Genomic DNA, 25,989 nt, shown 5'->3' with positions numbered 1-25,989 from the left:
AATCAGGCCCCCGCCACAACAGGCGACGGATCGCCGATCACCACCTTGTCGCCCTCGGCCAGGCCGTCAAGAATCTGCACCTTGACGTTGTTGTTGATGCCCGTCTGCACGTTGCGCGAAACAGCCTTGCCTTTGGCATCCACCACCCGTACCGGGAAACTGCCATCGGCGTTGCGCGGGCCGAGCGCCGCCACCGGCACCGTCAGTGCGGCTTTGGCGGTATCAAGCACAATGCGCACCTGGGCGGTCATAGAAATGCGCAGACGGTGGTCGGGGTTGGGCACCTCAAACAGCGCGTTGTAGAACACCGCCGTGTTTTGTTTCGGGGTACCGGCGGGCTGAGTGTCCAGGAAGTTCTGCGGCGCCGGTTCCGTACCACGCAGCTTGGCGTAGTAGCGCTTGTCGGCCTCGCCGAGGATGGTGAAGTACACCTGCTGGCCGGGGCTGATATGAATGACGTCCGCTTCCGACACCTGGGCCTTGACGGTCATGGTGTCCAGGTCCGCCAGCTTGAGCAGCACCGGTGCCAACTGGTTGGCGATCACCGTCTGGCCTTCCTGAGTGACGATGCCCACCACGTCGCCGTCAATCGGCGCAACGATGCGGGTGTAGTCCAGGTTGACCTTGGCAGTGTCGATCTGAATGTGCGCACTCTTGATCTGCGCATCCAGGGACAACAGGTTGGCCTGTTGCACATGATAGTCGGACTCGGCGTTCTCGAAATCCTGGCGCGACACCGCTTCATCGTCCTGCAGCCCTTGATAGCGCTCGTAGACCGACTTGGCCTGTTTGAGCTGCGCGGCGGTGGCGCGGCGCTGGGCCTGCAGGTTTTCCTCATCCACCTGAGCCTTGCGCAGGGTGTTCTGCAAGATCAACGGATCGATTTCCGCCAACCACTGCCCCTTCTTCACCTTGTCCCCGACCTTGACCTTGAGGGACTTCAACTGACCGGAAACCTGGGCGCCGACATCCACCTGCTTGACCCCCTCCAGCAGCCCCGTGGCCAGCACGGCGTTTTCGATATCACTGCGCTCGGCGATGGCGGTCAGGTATTGCGGGGCATCTGCCGGTGCTTGCACCGCATAGACAATCAGCCCCGCAGCAACCACCAACACCAGGCCCATTCCTATCTTGCGAAACTTCGACTTTTCCATAAATGACCACAAAAGGTATGAGGGCAAGCCCGACCGGGTTTGATCGGGCCTCACTAAACTATTCAGCGTGATGCGGTTTTACTGACGGCTATCACGAAACCCGTTCCCCCGCCGCGACTGCCAACCCGTCATGCCACCAAGCCGCCAGGCTGTAGACATTCGGCGCCTTGAGCAGCGTGAAATGATTCCCCGGCCCATACCAGACCTCCAGCGAAGCCGCATGACGGCGCCAGCCCTCGATCATCGAAGCCTGCTCACGCTGATTACCCACGCCATCCAGGGTCGGATCATCCGCCAGCACCAGCCGTACCACGCCGTCATAGCGCAGGCGCGGCTGATACACCGTACGCAACGCCGTGGCATAGGTACGTGCCGGCCCGTGCATCGCGTCCGGTGTCGAACGCTGGGGCAGCAAGCCGGCCCCGACCATGCCCGCATGCAATAACCCGCGCTGTGCCGTTTCGTCCTGCGCAGCAAAGTGCAATGGATCGATGCCCAGGGATTTACCCGCCGCCAGTTGCATCGACTCGATCAGCCGCTGCAGTGCCGCGGTGGTGGTATAGGGTTTGCCGACCACGCCATTGCCCCCTGGAGACTCGCTGTCAATCACGGTCAGCGATACCACTTGCCGCCCTTGGGCCTGCAGGCACAGCGCTATTTCAAAAGCTACCCAGCCCCCGAACGAATGCCCGATCAGGTGCACCGGGCCCTGGGGATATTCCTGCTCCAATGCCTTCAGATAATGCCGGGCCGCCGCTTCGACCTGGCTGTGAGGCACCCCTTCACCGTCCAGGCCACGAGGTTGCAAGCCAAGGATCGGCCAGTCGCGGCCCAAGGCTTCGCTCAGCCCAACAAACCCGGTGACGCTGTCACCCGCCCCCGGCACACAGAAGATCGGCGCGTGCCCGGACCGCCCGCCCTGAATCCGCAACAGCGGTTGATGAGTCGCCAAAAGCGGTGCTTCGCTCGCCGCCAACGCCTGGTTGAGGGCCTGCCCCAAGACCTGAATGTGCGGGGCCGTCATCATGCTCTGATGATCCCCTGGCACCGGTACCTGACGCAGTTGGCCGTCGGCCAGGAAGTCAGCCCAACCGTGGGATGTGCTGCGCCGAGACAGTTCCGTCGGACGCTCCAGCGCGCTGAACAGATGCACCGCGATCGCGGTCGGGAACAGACTGTAGTGAGCCAACGCGTGACCGTGACCCACTTCCCGCTCCAGATAGCTCAGCACGTCGCTGTCCGAACCTGCCGCGATTTCCTCGAACAGCAACTGCTGGTCACGGCAGTACCGCAGCAGCCCATCGAAATCGAAATGCACGCTATCGGCTTCCAGTTGCGCAAGGCTTGCCACCGCCTCAATGCCTGCCACGCCCTGATTCTTCCAATAGGCCGTGCACAGCAACAGCAAATGCCGCTTGCAGGCCTCAACCCCCGACCAGCGCGCCTTGCCCTGATCGGTCAGGCGCGGCACGTAGCTGTCGATCAAGCCGAGGAAAGCCACCGGTTCATCCTGCCCCTGCAGTTGCAAGGCCACCTCGTAGGCCAGCACTCCGCCGAACGACCAGCCCGCCAAGCGATACGGCCCATGGGGCTGGACGGAACGAATCACGCTCACCAAACGTGCCGCAAGCCCTTCCATGGTCTGCAAGTGCGGTTGCCCCAAGGCAACTCCCGGTAAGCCGTAGATCGGGTAGTCTCCCGGCAGATGTTGCCCCAACGCCGGGAAATACACGTCCATGCCACTGAACTCGTGGATCAGGAACAACGGCGGCTGGCTGCCCTCGACGCGCACTGGAATCAATGCGGTGTCGCGCGGCAGTGACGTGGTGCGTTGGCTGAGCATCGAGGCGACCGACTCGACACTCGCGTGCTGGAACAGCTCCGCCAGAGACACTTCAAGGCCTGCCTCTTCCATCAGGTTGACCAGACGAATCGCCAGCAACGAATGACCGCCCAACTCGAAGAAACTGTCATGGCGCCCCACCCGCTCGACCTTCAACACCTGGGCCCACAACTGCGCCAGGGTTTCTTCCAGTGGGTTAAGCGGAGCTTCATAGACACGCGTGATCAATGCATCCATCGCAGGCGCAGGCAAGGCCTTGCGATTGACTTTGCCGTTGGTAGTCAGCGGCAACTCGTCCAGGGCCACATAGGCCGATGGCACCATGTATTCCGGCACCTGACCTTGCAGATGCGCACGTACCGTCTCGATCGCCACGGGCGCATCCAGCCAGGTGACATAGGCCACCAGACGCTTGTCGCCGGACGCATCTTCCCGCGCCAGGACCACCACGTCCTTGATGCCGTCACAGGTCGCCAGGCGAGCCTCGATTTCCCCCAGTTCAATGCGGAACCCACGAATCTTCACTTGATCATCGTTACGCCCAATGCACTCCAGCAGGCCTTGCGCATTCCAACGGCCCAGGTCGCCGGTGCGGTACATCAACGCCTCGGGTTGTGCGCTGAACGGGTCACGCACAAATTTTTCTGCCGTCAGTTCGGGACGGTTCAGGTAACCCTTGGCCACGCCCTGACCGCCGATGCAGATTTCCCCGACCACGCCCACAGGCACTGGCTGCAAACGTGCATCCACAACATACACTTGGGTATTGGAGATCGGCCGGCCGATGGGCACGCTTTCCACGTCGGCCGCCATGGCCCGCACTTCATGGGTGGTGGCGTAAGTAGTGGTTTCCGTTGGGCCATAGCAATGCACCAGGCGCAACTGCGGCGCCTGCGCCAACAGCTTGCGGAAGGCCGCCGGGTCTGCCCGTTCGCCACCGCAGAGCAGAATCCGCAGACCGGCCAGAGCATCAGGAATCAACTGCACGTATTGGTTGAACAAGGCGGTGGTAACGAACAGGATCGTCGCCCCCTGCGCCTTCAGGGCCTGGCCGAACGCAACCGGATCGAGCAAGGTCGCATGGTCGATCACCCGTACCTGGCCTCCGAGCAATAAAGGCCCCCAGACGTCCATGGTGCTTGCATCAAACGCCGGGTTTGAAGCGAACGCTACGCGGTCATGGGCATTGAAGTCGGCATAGCCGTTGTTGATCACCAGCCGCGTGATGCCCCGGTGCGGCACCCGGACACCTTTCGGTGTGCCAGTGGAGCCCGAGGTGTACATGATGTACGCCACGCTTTGCGAGGACTGCGACAGGCACGGGTTGTGGGACGGTTGCGGATCCAGCACCAGCTGATCAAGGTCGATGCGGTGCGCCGGGTAGTCGATCGCGGCATCGCTGTGGGTCAACAGCCACACAGCCGCGCTGTCCTGCACCATGAAGCCCTGACGCTCGGCGGGTGCGTTGATGTCCAGCGGTACATAGGCCGCCGCGCACTTGAGGATTGCCAGTTGGCTGACCAACAAGTCCACCGAACGGGGCAGCAGGATCGCCACGTTGTCACCCGGCTTGACCCCCAGGCCCAGCAGATGATGAGCCAGTTGGTTGGCGCGGGTGTTCAACTCGCCATAACTCACGGCGTGTTGGCCGTGAACCACCGCCAGCGCCTCGGGGCGTGCGTTGGCTTGGCCTTCGAACAGACGCTCGACCGAGTGCTCATGCGGGAAGTCGCGGTGGGTGGCGTTGAACTCCACCAACAATTGCTGGCGTTCGCTCGGCGGCAGAATCGACAACTGCCGGATCGCGGTACCGGGGCTGTGCTCCAGGGCTTGCACCAGTTGTTCCAGGGCAATGTGCAGGTACTCACAGAGTCGCTGCGCCCCCAGACCCGCTGCCGCCATGGCATCCAGGGTAAAGCTGTCGCCCAGGTCATCGACACTCAACGACAACAGGTAGTCGGTGCGCTCCTGGGCATTGAGCATCTGCATGCCCTGCCACGCCTCCAACACTTCGGCTGAGAGGCTGCCCTGATGGGCGCCGTGACGGTAGTTGAACAGCACATTGAACAACGGCGTGGCCGCCGGCAAGCCGCTGCAACGCTGGGCCAGCGCCAGTGGCGCATGCTCATGGCTGAGCAGTTGAGTCAGGCGCGCATGGGTGGCCATCAGCGCTTGCTGCACCGTGCCCTCCTCCAGGTCGACGCGCAACGGCAAGGTGTTGATAAACGCCCCCATCGCCCGCTCGGCGCCCTCGCCGCCTTGCATACGGCCCAACAGGACGGTGCCGAACACCACCTGTTCGCGACCGGAAACCGCGCTCAGCACCTTGGCCCAGGCCAAGTGCATCAGGCTGGCGGCGCTGACGCCAAGGGCTGTCGCACGGGTGCGAAGACGCTGGCCCAACAGTGAGTCGACCGCCAGCCGAGCCTGTTCGGTCGGTGCGTGGTCGCCGTCTACCGCTTGCATCCCGAACGGCAAGGTGGGTTCGTCAATGTCACCCAGCAGTTCGCGGAAGAATCCTTCGTGTTCTTCCTCGGTCATCCCCAGACGCGTCTGGGCCACATAGTTGCGGTACGGCACTGCCGCCACCAACTGTTCTCGTCGGCCCAGCAGGCTGGCTTGCATTTCCTGCTGCAGGACTTCCAGCGCGACGTGGTCCATCACCAGATGATGGAACAGCAACAGCGCTACAACGCGCTGGTTGAGCGTGTCCTCGACGTACACCAGCCGGATCAACGGCGCCTGCGCCAGGTTGAGGCGATAGTGACGAGTGTCAAAGCGCTCCAACAGGCCGGCCAGCGCGTCACCCGCCTCCGGTTCAAACCGCTCACAGCTCAGCGACGCCTGACGCCAGACCACTTGTACCGGTTCTTCCAGGCCTTCCCAGTGCATCGACGAACGCAGAATGTCATGGCGCTCGATTACCCCTTGCAAGGCATCGGTGAATACCTGCAAGCGTTCCAGGCTGGAAAACGCGAACTGCGCTTGCAACAGGTACGGGTCACCGTCGCGCGAGGCCCGGTGACGATAGAGAATGCCGGCTTGCAACGGCGCCAGCGGATAGATGTCTTGCACGTTGGCCGCACCGCCAGGGACAGCAGCGACGATCCGGTCGATGGCCGGTTGCTCCAGCGCCACCAACGGCAGCATCTGCGGCGTAATCCGTGTGCAGTGCGCCGCAATGCCATTGGCCGGCACTACCACTTCGCGCCCGCCGCCAATGGCTGCCGCCAAGGCCGCCAGCGTCGGTTGGCCAAACAGCACTTTGACATCCGCCGACAACCCGGCTCGGCGCATCCGCCCGATCAGGCTGACCGCCAACAGCGAATGCCCTCCCAGCTCGAAGAAATGGTCATGACGACCGACCCGCTCCACATTCAGCAACTCGGCCCACAGCCCGGCCAGGAGGATTTCGGTGTCACCGACCGGCGCTTCGTACGCGCGCACGATCACCGCGTCCAGCCCCGGTGCCGGCAGGGCCTTGCGGTCGAGCTTGCCATTGGGGCTCAGGGGAAAGGTGTCGAGGTGAACAAACACCGCCGGCACCATGTAGTCCGGCAACTGCTCCAGCAGATGCAGGCGCAGTTGTTCGATTTGCGCCTGCTCGCCGGTGTAGTAAGCCACCAGGCGTTTGTCCCCCGGTACGTCTTCCCGGGCCAGGACCGCCGCCTCCTGCACCCGTGGGTACTCGGTCAGCCGTGCCTGGATTTCCCCCAGCTCGATGCGCAGGCCACGGATTTTCACCTGGTCGTCATTACGCCCCAGGTATTCGAGAGTGCCGTCAGGCAAGTAGCGGCCGACGTCACCGGCGCGGTACATCCGGCCGTCGGTGAACGGGTCCTTGAGAAAGCGTTCGGCGCTCAATTCGGCACGGTGCAAGTAGCCCCGCGCAACCTGCACACCACCGATGAACAGCTCACCGACCACGCCCAGAGGTACCGGCTGGAACTGTGCGTCCAATACGTACAGGCGCGTGTTGGCAATCGGTTTGCCGATGGGCGTGTTGTCGGGCGTCACGGGGCCCGCGCAGTTCCAGGCCGTCACGTCCACCGCGGCTTCGGTCGGGCCATACAGGTTGTACAGCTCGCTGCCCGGCAACTGTTGTTTGAAGCGCCGCACCAGGCTGCCCGGCAAGGCTTCGCCGCTGCACATCACCCGCACCAGGCCGGCGGCCTGGCTGACATCGCCCTGGGCGAGAAACACGTCGAGCATCGACGGTACAAAGTGCAGTGTCGTGATGCGCTGCGACTCAATGATCTCGCACAGGTAGGCCGGATCCTTATGTCCGCCAGGGCGGGCCATCACCAGTCGCGCGCCGGTAAACAGCGGCCAGAAGAACTCCCACACTGACACATCGAAGCTGAACGGGGTCTTCTGCAGGACCGTATCCTGAGCATCAAGACCGTACTCGTCTTGCATCCACAGCAGACGGTTGACCACCCCGCCGTGTTCATTCATCACGCCTTTGGGCTGGCCGGTGGAGCCGGAGGTGTAGATCACATAAGCCAGGTGTTGAGCCGTCAGCCCGAACGCCTGAGGGTTGCTCGCCGGCTGGTGCTCCCAGTTGTTCTGATCAAGGTCCACCACCGGCACCATCACCTCGCCCAGCAGCGCGCGTGTGGCCCCTTGCACCAGCACCGCCGCCGGCGCGCTGTCTTGCAGCATGTAGGCCAGGCGGTCCAGCGGATAGGCCGGATCCAGCGGCACGTAAGCGCCACCGGCCTTGAGGATCGCGAACAGGCCGACGACCATGTCCAGGCCGCGCTCGAGACAGATCGCCACCCGCGAATCCGGCTGTACACCCAGCTCACGCAGGTGATGGGCCAACCGGTTGGCGCGCTCGTTGAGTTGCGCGTAAGTCAGGCGTTGTTCATCCGCTTGCACGGCCACCGCATCGGGTGTGCGCAACACCTGCGCCTCGAACATCCCGTGCAGGGTCTGGTCGAGGTTGTAATCCACCTCGGTGGCATTGAAATCGAACAGCAAGTGCTGACGCTCTGCCTCATCCACCAGCGCGGCGTGCTCCAGCACCGCCTGGTCGTTGTCGACCATGGCCTGCAACACTCGTTTGAAGTAACCGACATAACGCAGCATCGTCGCCTCGTCGAACAGCGCGATGGCGTATTCCAGGGTCCCGCGAATACCGTCCTGGCTCTCGCCCAGGTTCAACGACAGGTCGAACTTGGCAAAGTGGCTGTCCGGGACGATGCCTTCCAGGGCAAGCTCGCCAAGCGCCAGGGACGGGCCGTCGCTGCTCTGCCAGGCCAGCAGGGTCTGGAACAGCGGGCTATGGGCCAGACTGCGCACCGGCCGGGTGACTTCCACCACCTGCTCGAACGGCAAGTCTTGATGCGCCTGGGCCGCCAGCGTCAGGGCCTTGACCCGGGTCAGCAGCGCCTCGACGCTCAACTCACCGCGGGTGTCGATGCGCACCGCCAGCGTGTTGACGAACAGGCCGATCAGCCCTTCGACTTCGGCGCGTTGACGATTGGCCACCGGCGAGCCGATCACCACATCCTGTTGCCCGGACAAGCGCGACAACAACATCGCCCAAGCCGCCATCATGGTCATGTAGAGGCTGGTGCCATGGCGTTGGCTGAGGGCCTTGAGGCACGCGGTCAGTCGCGCATCCAGATGCACCGCGACGCTGCTACCGGCGTAGTCCTGCTGCGCCGGGCGCGGGCGGTCAGTGGGCAGCATCAACAATGCGGGTGCGCCGGCCAGCGTCTGCTGCCAGTAACTGCTCTGGCGTTGCAGTACCTCGCCGCTCAGCCACAGGCGCTGCCAGACGGCGAAGTCGCCGTACTGGATCGGCAAGGGCGGCAATGGATCGGCCTGGCCCTGGCTGAAGGCCTGGTACAGCGCCATCAGCTCGCGGGTCAGCACGTCCATCGACCAGCCGTCAGACACGATGTGGTGCAGGGTCAACAACAGCACATGGTGATCGTCGGCCAGGATCACCAGGCGCCCACGCAACAGCGGGTCACGTTGCAGGTCGAACGGCGCCGACGCTTCGCCGTGGATCAACGCGTCCAGCAGCATGGGGGCCTCGGCATGGCCGCGCAGGTCCTGCACATGCAGGGGCAACACATCCTCGGCAGGCAAGATCAGCACCTGGGCATCTTCACCCTGCTGGGCAAAACGGCTGCGCAAGGTTTCATGCCGCGCGACAATCCGCGCCAGCGCCCGCTGCAATGCGTCGACATGCAGTTGGCCACGCAGACGCAGGCCGATGGGGATGTTGTAGGCGGTGTTGGCCCCTTCCATCAATGCCAGGAACCACAGGCGCTGCTGGGCAAACGATAGCGGCAGGGCCTGGTCACGGGAAGCCGGCAGAATATCCGGCAGCGTGCTGCGACCGGCCTGGGCTAGCACCTGGGCGACCGCCGCAAGTTCGGCATTGGCGAACAAATCGCCTAGTTGCAGATCGACACCGAGACGCTGACGCACCTGGGACACCATGCGCATCGCCAGCAGCGAATGGCCGCCCAATTCAAAGAAGTGATCCTGACGCCCGACACGCTCCACGTGCAGTACATCGGCCCAGACCTGCGCCAACACACTTTCGATTTCGCCAATCGGCGCTTCGTACTCACGGGTAAATACGGCGGCCAGGTCCGGCTTGGGCAGGGCCTTGCGGTCCAGCTTGCCGTTGGCGGTCAGTGGCAGCGCGTCCAGCTTCATGTAGGCCACCGGCACCATGTAGTCCGGCAGATGCGCCACCAGATGCGCACGAATTTCGCCGACCTCCAGAGGGTCAATCTGCGGCCTTTCGGTGAAGTACGCCACCAGGCGGGTCTGGCCAGGTTGGTCTTCACGGGCCAACACCACGGCTTCCTGAATACCGGGAAGCTGGCTGAGGCGGGTTTCGATCTCGCCCAGTTCGATGCGCACACCACGGATCTTCACCTGGTCGTCGTTGCGGCCCAGGTATTCGAGATGACCGTCGGGCAGCCAGCGCGCCAGGTCGCCGGTGCGGTACATGCGCCCGGCATTGAAAGGGTCATCGAGAAAGCGTTCGGCGGTCAGTTCCGGGCGGTTCAAGTAACCCCGCGCCACGCCTTTACCGCCCACGTACAACTCACCCGCGACACCCATCGGTACCAGCCGTTGCTGCGCGTCCAGCAGGTACACCGTGGCATTGGCCATCGGCTTGCCGATGTGCAGCGGCTGCCCCACCTCGACGCGGCCGGACGTGGCGACCACCGTGGCTTCGGTGGGGCCATAGTTGTTGATCACGGCAAACGTCGGGGTGCGGGTGAACTGACGCAGGCGATCGCCACCGATCAGCAGTGTGCGCAGGGTCGGGTGTTCGAGGTTCTGGCTGAAAGCGTATTCGGCCACCGGTGTGGGCAGGAAGCACACGTCCAGCGGCTGCGCGCGCCACCAGTCCAGCAGCCCGTCGATGTCTTCAGCGCCGTCGTGGGCCGGCGGCAGGTGCAGCGTTGCACCGGCACACAGCGCCGGCCAGACTTCCCAGGCCATGGCGTCAAAGCCGAAACCGGCGACGCTGGCGGTATGACGCCCCTGGCACAGGTCGAACGTAGTGCAATGCCAGTCCACCAGATTGGCCACGGTGTGGTGCTCGACCATCACGCCCTTGGGCAGGCCGGTGGAGCCGGAGGTGTAGATCACGTAGGCCAGGTTGGACGGTGTGACGGCCACCTGTGGATTGGCTACCGAATGGTGCCGCCAGGTGTGTTGATCGAGGTTGATCACCGGCACGTCGAGGGCCGGCAAACGCGCCAGCAAGTCCTGCTGGGTCAGCACCGCCACCGGTGCGCTGTCACTGAGCAGGTAGTTCAGGCGCTCAGCCGGGTGAGACGGATCCACCGGCACATAACAGGCACCCGCCTTGAGAATCGCCAGCAAGCCGGCCAGGGTATCCAGGCCGCGACGGGCGACGATGGCCACACGGTCGTCGGGTTTGACGCCTAGGGCCAGCAGGTGATGGGCCAGCAGGTTGGCCTGTTGATTCAATTCGCTGTACGTCAGGTGCCGGTCCTGATACACCGCCGCCAGCGCATCCGGGTTCTGCGCGGCCTGGGCCTCCACACGACCGTGAAGGGTGCTGCCTTGCGGATAATCGACCTGGGTGGCGCTGAACTGCATCAGTTGTTGGCGCTCGGCCTCGGGCAGGACCGACACCTGATTGACTGCCGTGTGCGGTGCCTGCTCCAGGGTTCGTGCCAGGTTTTCCAGGGCGGTTTGCAGATACCCACACACCCGTTGCGGATCGACCTGAGTGCTGGCCAGAAGGCTCAGGCTGAAGTCTTCGCCCAGGTCATCGACACTCAAGGTAAGCGGATAGTTGGTACGTTCTTCGGAACTGAGGGCAACAATGCCTTGCCACGCCGACACGGCCTCGGCACTGGCGCTTCCGGCACTGTGCCGGTAGTTGAGCAAGGCGCTGAACAGCGGCATCGGCGCCAGTACACCGCTGCAGCGTTGGGCGAGCGCCAGGGGTGCGTGTTCATGCCGCATCAGGGTGGTCAGCCGCGCATGGGTCTCCTTGACCCCGGCGCGCACGTCTTGCGTTCCCACATCCACGCGAAACGGCAAGGTGTTGATGAAAATACCCAGCGCCCGGTCCGTGTCGTGGCTGCCCTGCATGCGCCCCATCAACACCGTGCCGAACACCACCTGTTCCTTGCCGGCCAGCGCGCCCAACACCTGGGCCCAGGCCAAATGAAAAAGGCTCGCTGCACTCACGCCCAATTGCCGGGCCTGGGTACGCAGCCGCAGGCTCAGGTCGGGCGCAAGCGCCAGGCTGACCTCCTCGATCCCACGCCCGTCACCTTGAACATCCTGCAAGCCGAAGGGCAAGGTCGGCTCGTTGACATCCCCCAGCATCTGGCGGAAAAACACCTCGTGTTCCTGCTCGCTGATGCCCAGGCGCGCATGGGCCACATAATTTCGAAAAGGCACCGCGTGGCCCAAGGTATCAGCGTGTCCCAGCAGGCAAGCCTGCATTTCGTGGCACACCACCTCCAGTGCGCTGTGATCCAGCGCCATGTGGTGAAACAGCAAGATCGCGACAATCCGCTGATTGGCCGGGTCATTGGCGTAAACCAGGCGCAGCAGCGGCGCCTGGGTCACATCCAGGCGGTAGTGACGGCCATCAAACCTGGCATGCAACTGGGCGGCAATCTCACCTTCGGCAGGGTCCAGTTCGACGGCCTGCACCGGCAACCGCGCCGTACGCCAGACCACCTGCGACGGCTCTTCCAGGCCCTCCCAGACAATCCCCGTGCGCAGGATGTCGTGACGATCCATGACCTTTTGCAAGGCCTGGGCAAATCCATTCAGGCGTTCAAGGCTGTCGAAGGCGAACTGCGACTGCATGATGTACGGATCGCCCTGCCCGGCGCTCACATGATGATAAAGAATGCCTTCCTGCAAGGGCGCCAAGGGGTAGATATCCTGGACATTGGCCACTCCCCCATCGACGGTTTCGACGATGCGGTCAATGGCGTCCTGGCTCAAGCTCGAGAGGGTCAACATCTGCGGAGTGATGCGGCTGGCGCCTGCCGGGATACCGTTGGCCGGAACGTCCACCTCGCCAGCCTTGAGCGCCGAATACTCACCGGCCTTGATCAGCTCGATCAGCCCCGCCTTATGCTCACGCAGTGCGGCCAGTACAGCCGGATCGCTCAAGGCCTGCTTGTTGCCCTGCACCGACAACTGCTCGCCCTTGAGCGCCAGTTGGATATCTTTGGCTTTCAGTGTCGCCAACAGTTCGAGGATGCTCACAGGACGATCTCCATTCGTTCAGTCATTGCGGCGTAGCCGGCCAGGGTCGGTTGCTCGAACAACGCCCTGACATCCGCCTCCATGCCTTCCTGGCGCAAGAGCCCGATCAGACTGACCGCCAGCAGCGAGTGCCCGCCCAGTTCAAAGAAGTTGTCATGACGCCCTACCCGTTCCACTTTCAGCAATTGCGCCCAAAGCCTGGCCAGGGTGATCTCGGTATCGCCGACGGGCGCTTCGTATTCCCGCACGATCAACGATTCCAGGCCCGGCGCCGGAAGCGCCTTGCGGTCCAGTTTGCCGTTGGGGCTCAGCGGCAACGCGTCGAGGTGAACGAACACCGCCGGCACCATGTAGTCGGGCAACTGCTCCAGCAGGTGGGCGCGCAGGTGTTCGATCTGCGCCTTGACGCCGGTGTAATAAGCCACCAGGCGCTTGTCCCCTGGCACGTCTTCACGGGCCAGTACCACGGCTTCGTTGACCTGCGGGTAGGCCGTCAAACAGGCCTGGATTTCCCCCAGTTCAATGCGTAGGCCACGGATCTTCACCTGGTCGTCGTTGCGCCCCAGGTACTCGAGTGTGCCGTCGGGCAAGTAGCGGCCGACGTCGCCGGTGCGGTACATCCGACCGTCAGCAAACGGGTCCTTGAGGAAGCGTTCGGCGGTCAGCTCAGGGCGGTGCAGGTAACCGCGGGCCACCTGCACACCGCCGATAAACAACTCACCGGCCACACCCAACGGCACCGGCTGGAACTGTGCATCCAGCACGTACATCCGCGTGTTGGCAATCGGCTTGCCGATCGGCGTGTTGTCCGGTGTCACGGGCCCGGCGCAGTTCCACGCCGTCACGTCCACCGCCGCTTCGGTCGGGCCGTACAGGTTATGCAACTCGCTGGTCGGCAATTGCTGCTTGAAGCGCCGCACCAGGCTGCCCGGCAACGCCTCGCCGCTGCACATCACCCGCACCAGGCAGGCCGCCTGACTGACATCGCCCTGGGCCAGGAACACATCGAGCATCGACGGCACAAAGTGCAGCGTGGTGATCTGTTCAGCCGCGATTACTTCGCACAGATAAGCCGGATCCCTGTGGCCGCCAGGACGCGCCATGACCAGGCGCGCACCGGTGAACAGTGGCCAGAAGAACTCCCACACCGACACGTCGAAACTGAACGGGGTTTTCTGCAAGACCGTATCGCTGGCCGTCAAACCATAGGCGTCCTGCATCCACAGCAGACGGTTGACCACCCCGCCGTGTTCGTTGATCACGCCCTTGGGCTGGCCGGTGGAACCGGAGGTGTAGATCACGTAGGCCTGATGTTGCGCCGTCAGCCCCGGAATCTGCGGATTGTCGACGGGCTGGTGCTGCCAGGTGACGTGGTCCAGGTTCACCACCGGCACGTTCACCTCGCCCAGCAGCCCGCGCGTAGCCCCTTGCACCAGCACCGCTGACGGCGCGCTGTCTTGCAGCATGTAGGCCAGGCGGTCCAGCGGATACGCCGGGTCCAGCGGCACATAACCGCCGCCGGCCTTGAGGATGGCGAACAGGCCGATGACCATGTCCAGGCCACGTTCAACGCAGATCGCCACGCGTGAATCCGGCCCTACGCCGTGCTCGCGCAGGTGATGCGCCAACTGGTTGGCACGCGTGTTCAACTCGGCATAGGTCAGTCGTTGCTCATCGGCCTGCACGGCCAAGGCATTCGGCGTGCGCAGCACCTGGCTTTCGAACATCCCGTGCAGGGTCTGCTCCAGGTCGTAATCCACCTGCGTCGCGTTGAACGCGTACAGCAGTTGGTCGCGCTCCTCGCGCCCCAGGATCGGCAGACGATTCAATGCCTGATGCGGTGCCTGCTCCAGGGCTTGCACCAGATTGGCCAGGGCCATCTGCACGTAGCCGCAGACCCGTTGCGCGCCAACCTGCGGCAGCGTCAAGGCGGTCAGGTCATAACCGTCACCCAGGTCATCGACGTTCAGGGACAGAGGGTAGTTGGTACGCCCATCATTGGTCAGGGTCTGCATACCTTCCCAGGCTTGCTGCGACGCTTGAGAGCGGGTCGCACTGCCTCGGTGGCGATAGTTGAGCATCGAACTGAACAATGGCAACGGCGCGGCAACCCCGCTGCAACGCTGGGCCAGGGCCAGAGATGCATGTTCATGCCCCAGCAGCGCCGTCAACCGTGCATGGGTGGCCCGCACACTGGCGCGCACCCCGTGCTCACCGATGTCCAGGCGCAACGGCAAGGTATTGATGAACACCCCAAGCGCCCGGTCGGCACCTTCACCGCCTTGCAAGCGACCCACCAGGACCGTGCCAAACACCACGTTTTGTTTACCGCAGGTCACCGCCAGCACTTGCGCCCAGGCCAAATGGAACAGGCTGGCGGCACTCACGCCAAGCAGCCGTGCCTGAGCTTTCAGGCGCCCGCTGAGCGCGGTGTCCAGGTGGTGGGTGTGTTCCTCGATATGTCGCCCGTCGCCCTGCACATCCTGCAAGCCGAAGGGCAGCGTCGGCTCGCTGATATCACCGAGCATCTCGCGGAAGAACTGTTCATGCTCCTGCTCGCTGACACCCAGGCGCGCCTGGGCCACGTAGTTGCGATAAGGCATCGGCGCGGCCAATGGCGCGGTATCGCCAAGCAGGTGGCCCTGCATTTCCCGCAGCACCACATCGAATGCGGTGTGGTCCAGCACGATATGGTGATACAGCAACACCACCACCACGCGCTGATTCGTCGGATCTTCGGCGTACATCAGGCGGATCAGCGGTGCCTGGGCAATCTCCAGGCGGTAGCGTCGAGGGTCGAAACGCTCATGCAGCGCGGCCAGCACATCGCCCTCCAGTTGCAGCGCCTGAACCCTCAGCTCGGCCTTGCGCCAAACCACTTGCACCGGCTGCGCCAAACCTTCCCAGACCACCCCGGTACGCAGGATGTCGTGGCGGTCGATCACCTGTTGCAGGGCCCGGGCAAAGGTGTTCAGGCGCTCGATGTTGTCGAAGGCCAGGTGGGTTTGCAGCAGGTACGGATCGCCCTGCTCTGCCGTGATGTAGTGGTAAAGGATGCCTTCCTGCAACGGCGCCAGCGGGTAGATATCCTGCACATTGGCCGCGCCACCCGGCACGCTGTCGACGATCCGGTCGATGGCCGACTGATCAAGCTCCACCAGCGACAGCATCGCCGGGATAATCCGTTGGCAATCCGCCGGAATGCCATTGGCTGGCACTACCACTTCCCGCCCGCTGCCCACGGCGGCTGCCAGCGCCGCCAGGGTGGGTTGACTGAACAGCACCCGCACATCGGCACTCAGGCCAGCCTGGCGCATGCGTTCGATCAAGCTCACGGCCAACAACGAATGGCCGCCCAGCTCGAAGAAGTGATCATGCCGTCCCACCTGCTCGACCTGCAGCACCTCGGCCCAGATCCGCGCCAGGGTGGTTTCCACCTCGCCTTGTGGCGCCTCGTACTCACGACTGAGCATGGCTGCCTGATCCGGCGCAGGCAGGGCCTTGCGATCCAGCTTGCCATTGGCAGTCAGTGGCAACGCGTCCAACTGCACGTAGGCCACCGGCACCATGTAGTCCGGCAACTGGCTGTGCAACTCGGCCTGCAGCGTTTCGATATCCAGCGTCGAGGGTGCAGTGAACCAGGCGACCAGCCGACCGTCGCGCACCAGCACCACGGCTTCGTTCACGCCCTCGAGTGCCGCCAGGCGGGTGTCGATCTCACCCAGTTCGATGCGCATGCCACGGACTTTTACCTGGTCGTCGTTGCGGCCCAGGTATTCGATGTTGCCGTCCGGCATCCAGCGCGCCAAGTCGCCGGTGCGGTACATGCGGCCGGGGTTGAACGGGTCTTGCAGGAAGCGTTCGGCGGTCATTTCCGGGCGGTTCAGGTAACCCCGGGCCACGCCACTGCCGCCCACGTACAACTCACCCGTCACACCGACCGGCACCGGTCGGTGTTGCTCATCCAGCAGGTACACCGTGGCATTGGCCATCGGCTGGCCGATATGCAACGGCTGCCCGGCGTACACCCGACCGGAGGTGGCGACGACTGTGGCTTCGGTCGGGCCATAGTTGTTGATCACCTCGAAGCGTCGCTCGTGCGTGAACTGACGCAGACGATCACCGCCGATCAACAGGCTGCGCAAGGTCGGGTGTTCCAGGTCCTGGCTGAAGGCGTACTCGGCCACCGGCGTCGGCAGGAAGCTGACGTCCAGCGGCTGCGCCAGCCACCAGGCCAACAGTTCGTCGATGTTTTCATTGCCCACATCAGCCGGCGGCAAATGCAGGGTGGCACCGGCACACAGGGCCGGCCAGACTTCCCAGGCCATGGCATCGAAGCCGAAACCAGCGACGCTGCTGGTGTGGGCCTGGGCGTGTAGATCGAACGCCTCGCAATGCCAGTGCACCAGGTTCTCCACGGTGCAGTGTTCCACCATTACCCCTTTGGGTTGGCCGGTAGAGCCGGAGGTGTAGATCACGTAGGCCAGATGAGCCGGTGTAAGGCCCTTGACCTCAGGGTTGGTCATCTCGTAGCGCTGCCAATCGGCGCCGTGCAAGTCGACCGTTGCTACATCACCCAACACGCCTTGGGTGCTGGCTTCGGCCAACACCGCGACCGGTGCGCTGTCTTGCAACAGATAGGCAATGCGCTCGGCCGGATAGGCCGGGTCAATCGGTACGTAGCCGGCTCCGGCCTTCAGAGTCGCCAGCAAACCCACCAGCATCTGCGGGCCACGACGGCAGCAGATGGCGATTCGGTCGTCGGGTTGTACACCTTTTTCCAACAGGTAATGGGCCAATTGGTTGGCCCGCTGGTTAAGCGCCTGATAGGTCAGGCGCTCGCCATCCTGGAGCACGGCGATGGCGTCCGGCAGGCGCGCGGCCTGGCTCTCGAAGGCGCCATGAACCGTCTGGCCTCGAGGATAATCACGGGCCGTAGCGTTGAACGTGCGCAACAGCGTGTCGCGCTCAGTTGTCGGCATAACCGGCAATTGATTCAGCGCCCGCTGCGGCGTTTGCTCCAGGGCAAGCACCAGTTGTTCAAGGGCGCTGTGCATGTGGTCGCAAATCCGCTGCGCACCGATGGACTCCAGCGCCAGCACCGCCAGGCTGAAACCTTCGCCGAGGTCATCGACACTCAAGGTCAGCGGGTAGTTGCTGCGTTCTTCACCGCCCAACAGCTGCACACCTTCCCAAATGCCTTCGCCATCGCGGGCCATCTCGCCCGGGGCGCTGTGGCGATAGTTGAGCAGCGCACTGAACAGCGGCACCGATGCAGCCACGCCACTGCAACGCTGGGCCAGCGCCAGGGACGCGTGTTCATGGCCCAACAGCGCGGTCAGGCGAGCGTGGGTGGCCTTGACCCCGTCCACGGCACCCGCCGCGATATTCACCCGCAGCGGCAAGGTGTTGATGAACATCCCCAACGCCCGGTCGGCGCCCTCGCCGGCCTGCATACGGCCCATCAATACGGTGCCGAACACCACATCCTGACGGCTGGACACCAGCCCCAGCACCTGGGCCCAGGCCAGGTGCATCAGGCTCGCGGCACTGACACCCAACTGACGCGCCAGCTCGCGAACCCGCCGCGCCAGCGCAGCGTCCACTGCTTGCTCGGCTTCTTCGATGTCACGGCCATCGCCCTGTACATCCTGGATACCGAACGGCAGCGTCGGCTCATCGACGTCGCCCAGCATTTCGCGGAAGAACTGTTCATGCTCCTCGACGCTGACGCCCAGGCGGGCCTGGGCCACGTAGTTGCGAAACGGCGCGGCCGGTGGCAAGTCGTGCGACGGGTTGAACAAGAACGCACGCATTTCCTGGCCAACCACTTCCATCGCGGTGTGGTCCAGTGCCAAGTGGTGAAACAGCAGAATCGCCGCCACTCGCTGATTGCTCGCATCCTCGGCGTAGACCATGCGCAGCAGCGGGCCCTGGGTGATGTCCAGACGGTAGTGGCGGGCGTCGAAGCGCTCGTGCAGTTGCTCGAGCACGTCACCCTCGGCCGGGTCCAGCGGTACGTGTTGCACCACCAGTTCAGCCTGGCGCCAGACCACTTGCACCGGATTGTCCAGGCCCTCCCAGACCACGCCGGTACGCAGGATGTCGTGACGGGCCACGACCTTTTGCAGCGCCCCCATAAAGGATTGCAAGCGCTCGACACTGTCAAAGGCCATGCGCGATTGCAGCAGGTAGGGGTCGCCCTGCTCGGCCGTGAGGTGGTGATAGAGGATGCCTTCCTGCAATGGTGCCAGGGGGTAGATATCCTGCACGTTCGCCGCACCACCGGGGACGCTGGCGACGATGCGCTCGATGCCTGCCTGATCCAGCCTCACCAGCGACAACATCGAGGGCGTGATGTGTTGGCAATTCAGCGGTATGCCATTCGCCGGCACCACAACCTCGCGCCCACTACCAATCGCCGCCGCCAACGCCGCCAGGCTCGGCTGGCTGAACAGCACCCGTACATCGGCGCTCAGGCCGACCTGGCGCATACGCTCGATCAGGCTCACCGCCAATAACGAGTGCCCACCGAGTTCAAAGAAGTGGTCATGACGCCCGACCCGCTCAACCTTCAGCACCTGCTCCCAGATCTGCGCCAGGAGGATTTCTACCTCACCTTGAGGCGCTTCGAAACCACGGCTGGACAACGACGCCGAATCCGGTGCCGGCAAGGCCTTGCGGTCGACCTTGCCGTTGCCGGTCAGTGGCAGGGATTCCAGCCAGACATAGGCCGACGGCACCATATAGTCAGGCAACTGGCCCTGCAAATGGGTGCGCAGGGTTTCAATGTCCAGTGCGGCCGGTGCAGTGTAGTAAGCCACCAGGCGCTTGTTGCCCGGCTCATCCTCACGGGCCAGGACTACCACATCCCGCACGCCAGGACAGGTCGTCAGACGGGCCTGGACTTCACCCAGCTCAATGCGGAAACCGCGAATCTTCACCTGGTCGTCATTGCGCCCCAGGCACTCCAGCAGACCCTCGGCGGACCAACAGCCCAGGTCGCCAGTGCGATACATCAGTGCGTCCGGCTGCCCGGAGAATGGGTCGCGGACAAATTTCTCGGCGCTCAGCCCAGGACGGTTCAGGTAGCCCTTGGCGACACCCTGGCCGCCGATGCAGATCTCCCCCACCGCCCCCAACGGTACTGGCTGCAACAGGGCATCCAGCAGATAGACCTGGGTATTGGAAATCGGCCGGCCGATCGCCACGCTCTCGGCATTATCGGCAACGGTCTGCACGTGATAAGTAGTGGCGTAGGTGGTGGTTTCGGTCGGGCCGTAGCAATGCACCAGGCGCAGGTTTGGCGCCAGGGCCAGCAACCGTCGGAACGCAGCCGGGTCGCCGCGCTCACCACCGCACAAAAGGATCCGTAACCCCGCCAACGCTTGGGGAATCAACTGCACATACTGGTTGAACAAGGCGGTGGTCACAAACAGCACGGTCGCTTCACCTTCCTGCAACGCCTGCCCCAGCAGCGCCGGCGCCAACAACGTGACATGGTCGATCAGCAGCACCTGACCGCCGTTGAGCAACGGACCCCAGACGTCCATGGTGCTGGCGTCGAACGCCGGGTTGGAAGCGAAGGCCACACGGTCATTGCGGTTAAAATCAGCGTAGCCGTTGTTGATCACCAGACGAGTGATTGCCCGGTGCGGTACCAGCACACCTTTCGGGGTGCCGGTGGAACCGGAGGTGTACATGATGTACGCCACGTCTTCACTGGACTGGGCAATATCAGGGTTGTGTTCCAGCCGACCGTTCAGGGCCAGGGTGTCCAGGTCAATCCGCGAGATGGCGTATTCAACCCCTTCACCGCTATGCGTCAGCAGCACCGCCGCACCGCTGTCCTGCGCCATGAAACCCTTGCGTTCGGCCGGGGCATTGATGTCCAGCGGCACATAGACTGCCGCACACTTGAGAATGGCCAATTGGCTGATCAGCAGGTCGATAGAGCGCGGTAGCAGGATCGCCACGCTGTCACCCGGCTTCACACCTTGGCCCATCAGATAATGAGCCAGGCGGTTGGCCTGGCGGTTAAGCCCGATGTAGCTCACGGACTGCTCGCCATGCACCGCCGCAACCGCTTCCGGACGAAGATCGGCCTGGGCTTCGAACAAAGCCTGCACGGTCTGCTCGGCCGGATAGTCGCGCGTGGTGTCATTGAACGACTTCAGCAGCAGTTCACGCTCGGCCTGCGGCAGGATAGAAATAGCCTGCAACGGTGTCGCCGGCGCCTGTTGCAACGTGCTCACCAGGTTGCGCAGCGCCGTGTGCAGGTACTCGGCGACGCGGTTTACATCCACCTCGGCCACCCCTTGCACGGTGAGGGAGAAACCTTGCCCGAGATCATCGACACTGACCACCAGCGGGTAGTTGGTGCGCTCCTCGGAACTGAGCACCTCGATCCCGGCGCCGGCGAACGGGCTGTCACCCGGCGCCTCTTGCGGTGCACTGTGACGGTAATTGAGCAATGTACTGAACAGCGGCAACGAACCCGGGACGCCACTGCAACGCTGGGCCAGGGACAGCGAGGCATGTTCATGCCCCAGCAACTGCGCCAGGCGGGCGTGGGTGGCGCGCACGCCGGCTTGCACCCCCACGTTGCTGACGCTGACCCGCAACGGCAAAGTATTGATGAACATTCCCAGGGCCCGATCCGCACCCTCGCCACCCTGCATCCGCCCCAGCAGAACAGTGCCGAACACCACGTCCTCGCGGCCCGACACCTGGCTCAGAACCTGAGCCCAAGCCAGATGCACCAGGCTCGCGGCACTCACACCCAGTTGGCGCGCTTGCTCGCGCAGACCCAGGCTCAACGCCAGGTCCAGCGGCACGTTCGCCTCTTCGATGCCACTGCCGTCGCGGTTGACGTCCTGCAGCCCGAAGGCCAGGGTCGGTTCGTCGATGTCCCCCAACATGTCACTGAAGAACGCTTCATGTTGCGCCTGACTCACGCCCAATCGCGCCTGGGCCACGTAGTTGCGGTACTGCACGGCATCGGGCAAATGCTCGGTATCACCTGCCAGGCTGGCACTCATCTCCTTCACCAACACGTGCAGTGCGGTGTGGTCCAGCAGAATGTGGTGCAGCAGCAAGATACCCAACCAGCGACCCTCGGCCGTGTCTTCGGCGTAGGCGAACTGCATCAGCGAGGCACGGGACAAATCCAGGCGGTAGTGCCGTGGGTCGAAGCGTTGTTGCAACTGCGGCAAGACCGCGCCCTGGGGGTTGAGCACCAGACGCTCGACCGCCAGTGGCGCCTGGCGCCAGACCACCTGCACCGGTTCGTCCAGGCCTTCCCAGACCACGCTGGTGCGCAGGATATCATTGCGTTCGATCACACTTTGCAGGGCACGGATAAAGGCCTCGACCGACGGCTGGCCGGTAAAGCTGAATTGCACCTGCAACACATAGGGATCGCCCTCGGTGGTCGCCAGGTGGTGGTAGAGAATGCCGGCTTGCAACGGCGCCAGCGCGTAGATGTCCTGCACGTTGCTGACCCCGCCCGGCACGCTGGCGACGACGTGGTCGATGGCCGCCTGATCCAGCTCCACCAGGGGCAGCATGTCCGGGGTGATGCACGGGCTGTCAGCGGCAATGCGGTTGGCCGGCACTTGTACTTCATGCTGCCCGCCGACGGCCGCGGCCAGTGCGGCCAGGGTTGGCTGGCCAAACAGCACGCGCACGTCGGCGCTCAGTTCAACCTGGCGCATGCGCTCGATCAGCTTGACCGCCAGCAGCGAGTGGCCGCCCAGTTCGAAAAAGTTGTCTTGACGCCCTACGCGGTCGACCTTCAGCAGGTCCTGCCAGATCGCCGCGATAGTGCTTTCCACCGCACCTTCGGGTGCTTCAAAGCCACGACGGGCCAGGGCCTCAGAATCAGGGGCCGGCAGTGCCTTGCGGTCGAGCTTGCCATGGGGGGTCAGCGGGAAGCTGTCGAGCAGCACGAAGGCACTGGGCACCATATATTCGGCAAGGGACAGCAGCAAATGGTCACGCAACTGCGCAGCGCTGGGGGCAACGCCGGGGTGGGCGATCACGTAGGCCACCAGGCGTTTATCGCCCGGTTCGTCTTCACGGGCGATCACCACGGTTTCCCGTACACCGTCACAGGTTGCCAGGCGGGCTTCGATTTCACCCAACTCGATACGGAAGCCGCGAATTTTCACTTGGTCGTCGTTACGCCCCAGGTACTCGACACTGCCGTCGGCCAACAGACGGCCAAGGTCGCCGGTCTTGTACATGCGCTGGCCGGTAAACGGGTCGGCGAGGAAACGCTCGGCAGTCAGCTCATCACGATTGAGATAACCCCGGGCCACCCCTGCTCCGCCGACGTACAACTCACCGACAACACCGGTCGGTAGCGGCTCGCCATGGGGGTCCAGCACATACAACTGCAGGTCGGGAATCCGCACGCCAATCGGGCTGACGCCCACCAACTGCGCGTCCGCCGCCTGCAGGGCGCGATAGGTCACGTGTACGGTGGTTTCGGTGATGCCGTACATGTTCACCAACTGCGTGCCGGCGTTGGTCACGCGGGCATACCAGGGTTTGAGGATCCCCGGCTCCAAGGCTTCACCACCAAAGATCACCTGGCGCAAGGAGTGGGCCTGCGGGCTGCGGCCCTGGGCGGCGATCAACTGGCGGAAGGCACTCGGCGTCTGGTTCAGGACACTCACACCGGCCTCGCACAACAGCGCGTAGCATTCGTCCGGCGAGCGGCTGACCAGTTGCGGTACCACCAGCAATTGCCCACCGTGCATCAGCGCGCCCCAGATTTCCCAGACGGAGAAATCGAAGGCAAACGAATGGAACAAAGCCCAGACGTCGCGGTGGTTGAAGTGGAACCAGTGCTCGGTGGCACTGAACAGGCGCGCGACGTTGCGGTGTTCGATCATCACGCCCTTGGGCAGGCCGGTAGAACCGGAGGTGTAGATGACATAGGCCAGGTTGACCGATGTCAGCCCTGGTACCTGCGGGTTTTCGAGGGACTCGTGTTGCAAGGTATCGAGGTCAATCGATGCCACATCGCCCACCAGGTGACGCGTGTCAGCCTGCACCAGCACGGCCACCGGCTCACTGTCACGCAGGGTGTAGGCGATGCGCTCCAGCGGATAGGCCGGATCAATCGGCACATAGCCCGCGCCGGCCTTGAGGATCCCCAACAGCCCGACGATCATTGACACGCCGCGCTCGACGCAGATCGCCACTCGGTCATCCGGGCGAATCCCCAGGGCCAACAGGCGATGGGCGACCTGATTGGCCTGCTCATTCAACTCGCGATAGGTCAGGCGCTGGTTTTCGCAGATCACTGCCGTGGCGTCGGGTTGAGCGTTGGCACAGGCCTCGAACTGCTGGTGGATCAGTGCCGAATCGGCATAGTGCTGCGTGCTGGCATTCAAGGTGTGCAGCAGGTGGTGGCGCTCGGCAGCAGGCAGGATGGTCAGGCTGCACAGCGGTGCTTGCGGGGTATTTTCCAGGGCCAGCACCAGGCTTTCCAGAGCCGTGTGCAGGTAGCCGGCCAGACGCGTGGCACCCATGGAAGCGTCCACCAGGACGGTCAGGGCAAAGTCTTCGCCCAAGTCGTCGACGTTGACCGTCACCGGGTAGTTGGTACGTTCTTCGGCGCCCAGTACCTGAATGCCTTCGGCGATCTCGATGACGTCGGCAGTGTCCGCGGCATCGCTGTGCCGGTAGTTGAGGATCGCACTGAACAGTGGCGTCGGTGCTGCTACCCCGCTGCAACGTTGGGCCAGGGCCAGGGAGGCATGTTCGTGGTTCAACAGCGAGGTCAGGCGCTCGTGCGTGACCTTGACCCCGGCGCGCACGCTTTGCTCGCCGACATCCACGCGCAATGGCAAGGTGTTGATGAACATGCCCAGCGCCTGGTCGGAGCCCTCGCCCGCGCCCATCCGGCCAAGCATCACCGAACCAAATACCACCGCTTCACGGCCGGACACCTTGCCCAGCACCTGCGCCAGGGCCAAGTGCATCACGCTGGCCGGGCTGACCCCCAGTGGACGTGCCTGAGCCCGCAGGCGCTGGCTCAAGTCATGGTCGACAATAAGACGGGCCTCATCGATACCGTGGCCATCGCCCTGTACTTCGCTCAGGCCGAAGGGCAGCGTCGGCTCGTCAATGTCCGCCAGCATCTCGCGGAAGAACGCTTCATGGGCCTGCTCGCTGACGCCCTGACGCACCTGAGCGATATAGCCGCGAAACGGTACAGGCGTGCCCGCCAGTTCTGTCTGCCCGGCCAGGTGCAACTGAATTTCCCGGCGCACCACGTCGAGGGCGGTGTGGTCAAGAATGGTGTGGTGGAACAGCAGCATGGCGACCATGCGCTGATGGACGCTGTCTTCGGCAAATACCAGGCGCAGTAACGGCGCCTGCCCCAGGTCCATGCGGTAATCGCGGGCATCGTAGCGGGCACGCAACTGCGTCAGTGCATCACCGTCGGCGGCGCTGAACAGCGCTTCTTCGCACACCAGACGGGCCTGGCGCCAGACCACTTGCAACGGCTCGTCCAGGCGCTCCCAGACCACCCCGGTGCGCAGGATGTCATGGCGGTCAATCACCCATTGCAGCGCCTCGGCAAAGGCTTCGAGGCGGGTGCGGTTGTCGAATACAAACTGCGCGTGCAGCACATAGGGATCGCCCTCACGAGAGGACAAGTGGTGGTAGAGCATACCTTCCTGCAGCGGCGCCAGCGGGTAGATATCCTGCACGTTGGCCGCGCCACCCGGGACGGTCGCGACGATGCGATCGATGGCGAGTTGGTCGAGCGTGACCAGCGCCAGCATGTCCGGGGTGATGCGATAGGCCGGGCTCAGCCAGTCACCGCCGTGTTGGGCCACCAGCTCCAGCAATTGGGGTTTGTATGCAATCAGTTGGTCCCACAGCGCGTCATCCAGCGCATCGTCGTCACCCAGAATGATCAAGTCGCCTTCTTCCATTTGCAGACGGATCGGGTAGGTGGAAAGAACTGCCAATAATTCGCTGAACTGCATGGGAGTAACCTGCTTTTTTGAGTCGGATACAGTTGAGGAGAAAGTCCGTTTTCAGCTGTCACATCAGTGCCCGAAGACGAGCGGGTGTGCCGGGAGGCCCGTGCAAAAAAAACAGCGTGCGGCGTTCAGCCGCAGGGACTCCCCGCAGGGTTGGAAAACTAGAGCATTCAGGTCGACAGGGGTGACATGGGAAGCAGGGACAAGAGGGACGGTACACACCTTGCGC

The 25,989-nt window shown here is 63.6% G+C and carries 3 protein-coding genes; all 3 read right to left on the bottom strand.

What is annotated here, in order from left to right:
- Positions 1-2 precede the first annotated feature (2 nt).
- On the bottom strand, positions 3-1,154 hold the full coding sequence (gene macA, locus J7E41_RS24715) for a macrolide transporter subunit MacA (RefSeq protein ID WP_214996910.1): 1,152 nt from the start codon (positions 1,152-1,154) through the stop codon (positions 3-5).
- Between the two features lie 91 nt (positions 1,155-1,245).
- Positions 1,246-12,750 (bottom strand): non-ribosomal peptide synthetase, encoded by an 11,505-nt coding sequence (locus J7E41_RS24710; RefSeq protein ID WP_214996909.1) that lies wholly within the window; start codon positions 12,748-12,750, stop codon positions 1,246-1,248.
- On the bottom strand, positions 12,747-25,763 hold the full coding sequence (locus tag J7E41_RS24705) for a non-ribosomal peptide synthetase (RefSeq protein ID WP_214996908.1): 13,017 nt from the start codon (positions 25,761-25,763) through the stop codon (positions 12,747-12,749). The genes J7E41_RS24710 and J7E41_RS24705 overlap by 4 nt, the downstream gene beginning before the upstream one ends.
- Positions 25,764-25,989 lie beyond the last annotated feature (226 nt).

It is taken from the genome of Pseudomonas fluorescens, from assembly GCF_018614655.1.
GTDB lineage: Bacteria > Pseudomonadota > Gammaproteobacteria > Pseudomonadales > Pseudomonadaceae > Aquipseudomonas > Aquipseudomonas fluorescens_BX.
The sequence above is the reverse complement of the archived record's forward strand: the minus strand, read 5'-3'. Positions and strand labels throughout refer to the sequence as shown.

Coding starts and splice junctions, on each gene's coding strand:
- macA (WP_214996910.1), bottom strand. CDS start 1,154: ATGGAAAAGTCGAAGTTTCGCAAGATAGGAATGGGCCTGGTGTTGGTG.
- J7E41_RS24705 (WP_214996908.1), bottom strand. CDS start 25,763: ATGCAGTTCAGCGAATTATTGGCAGTTCTTTCCACCTACCCGATCCGT.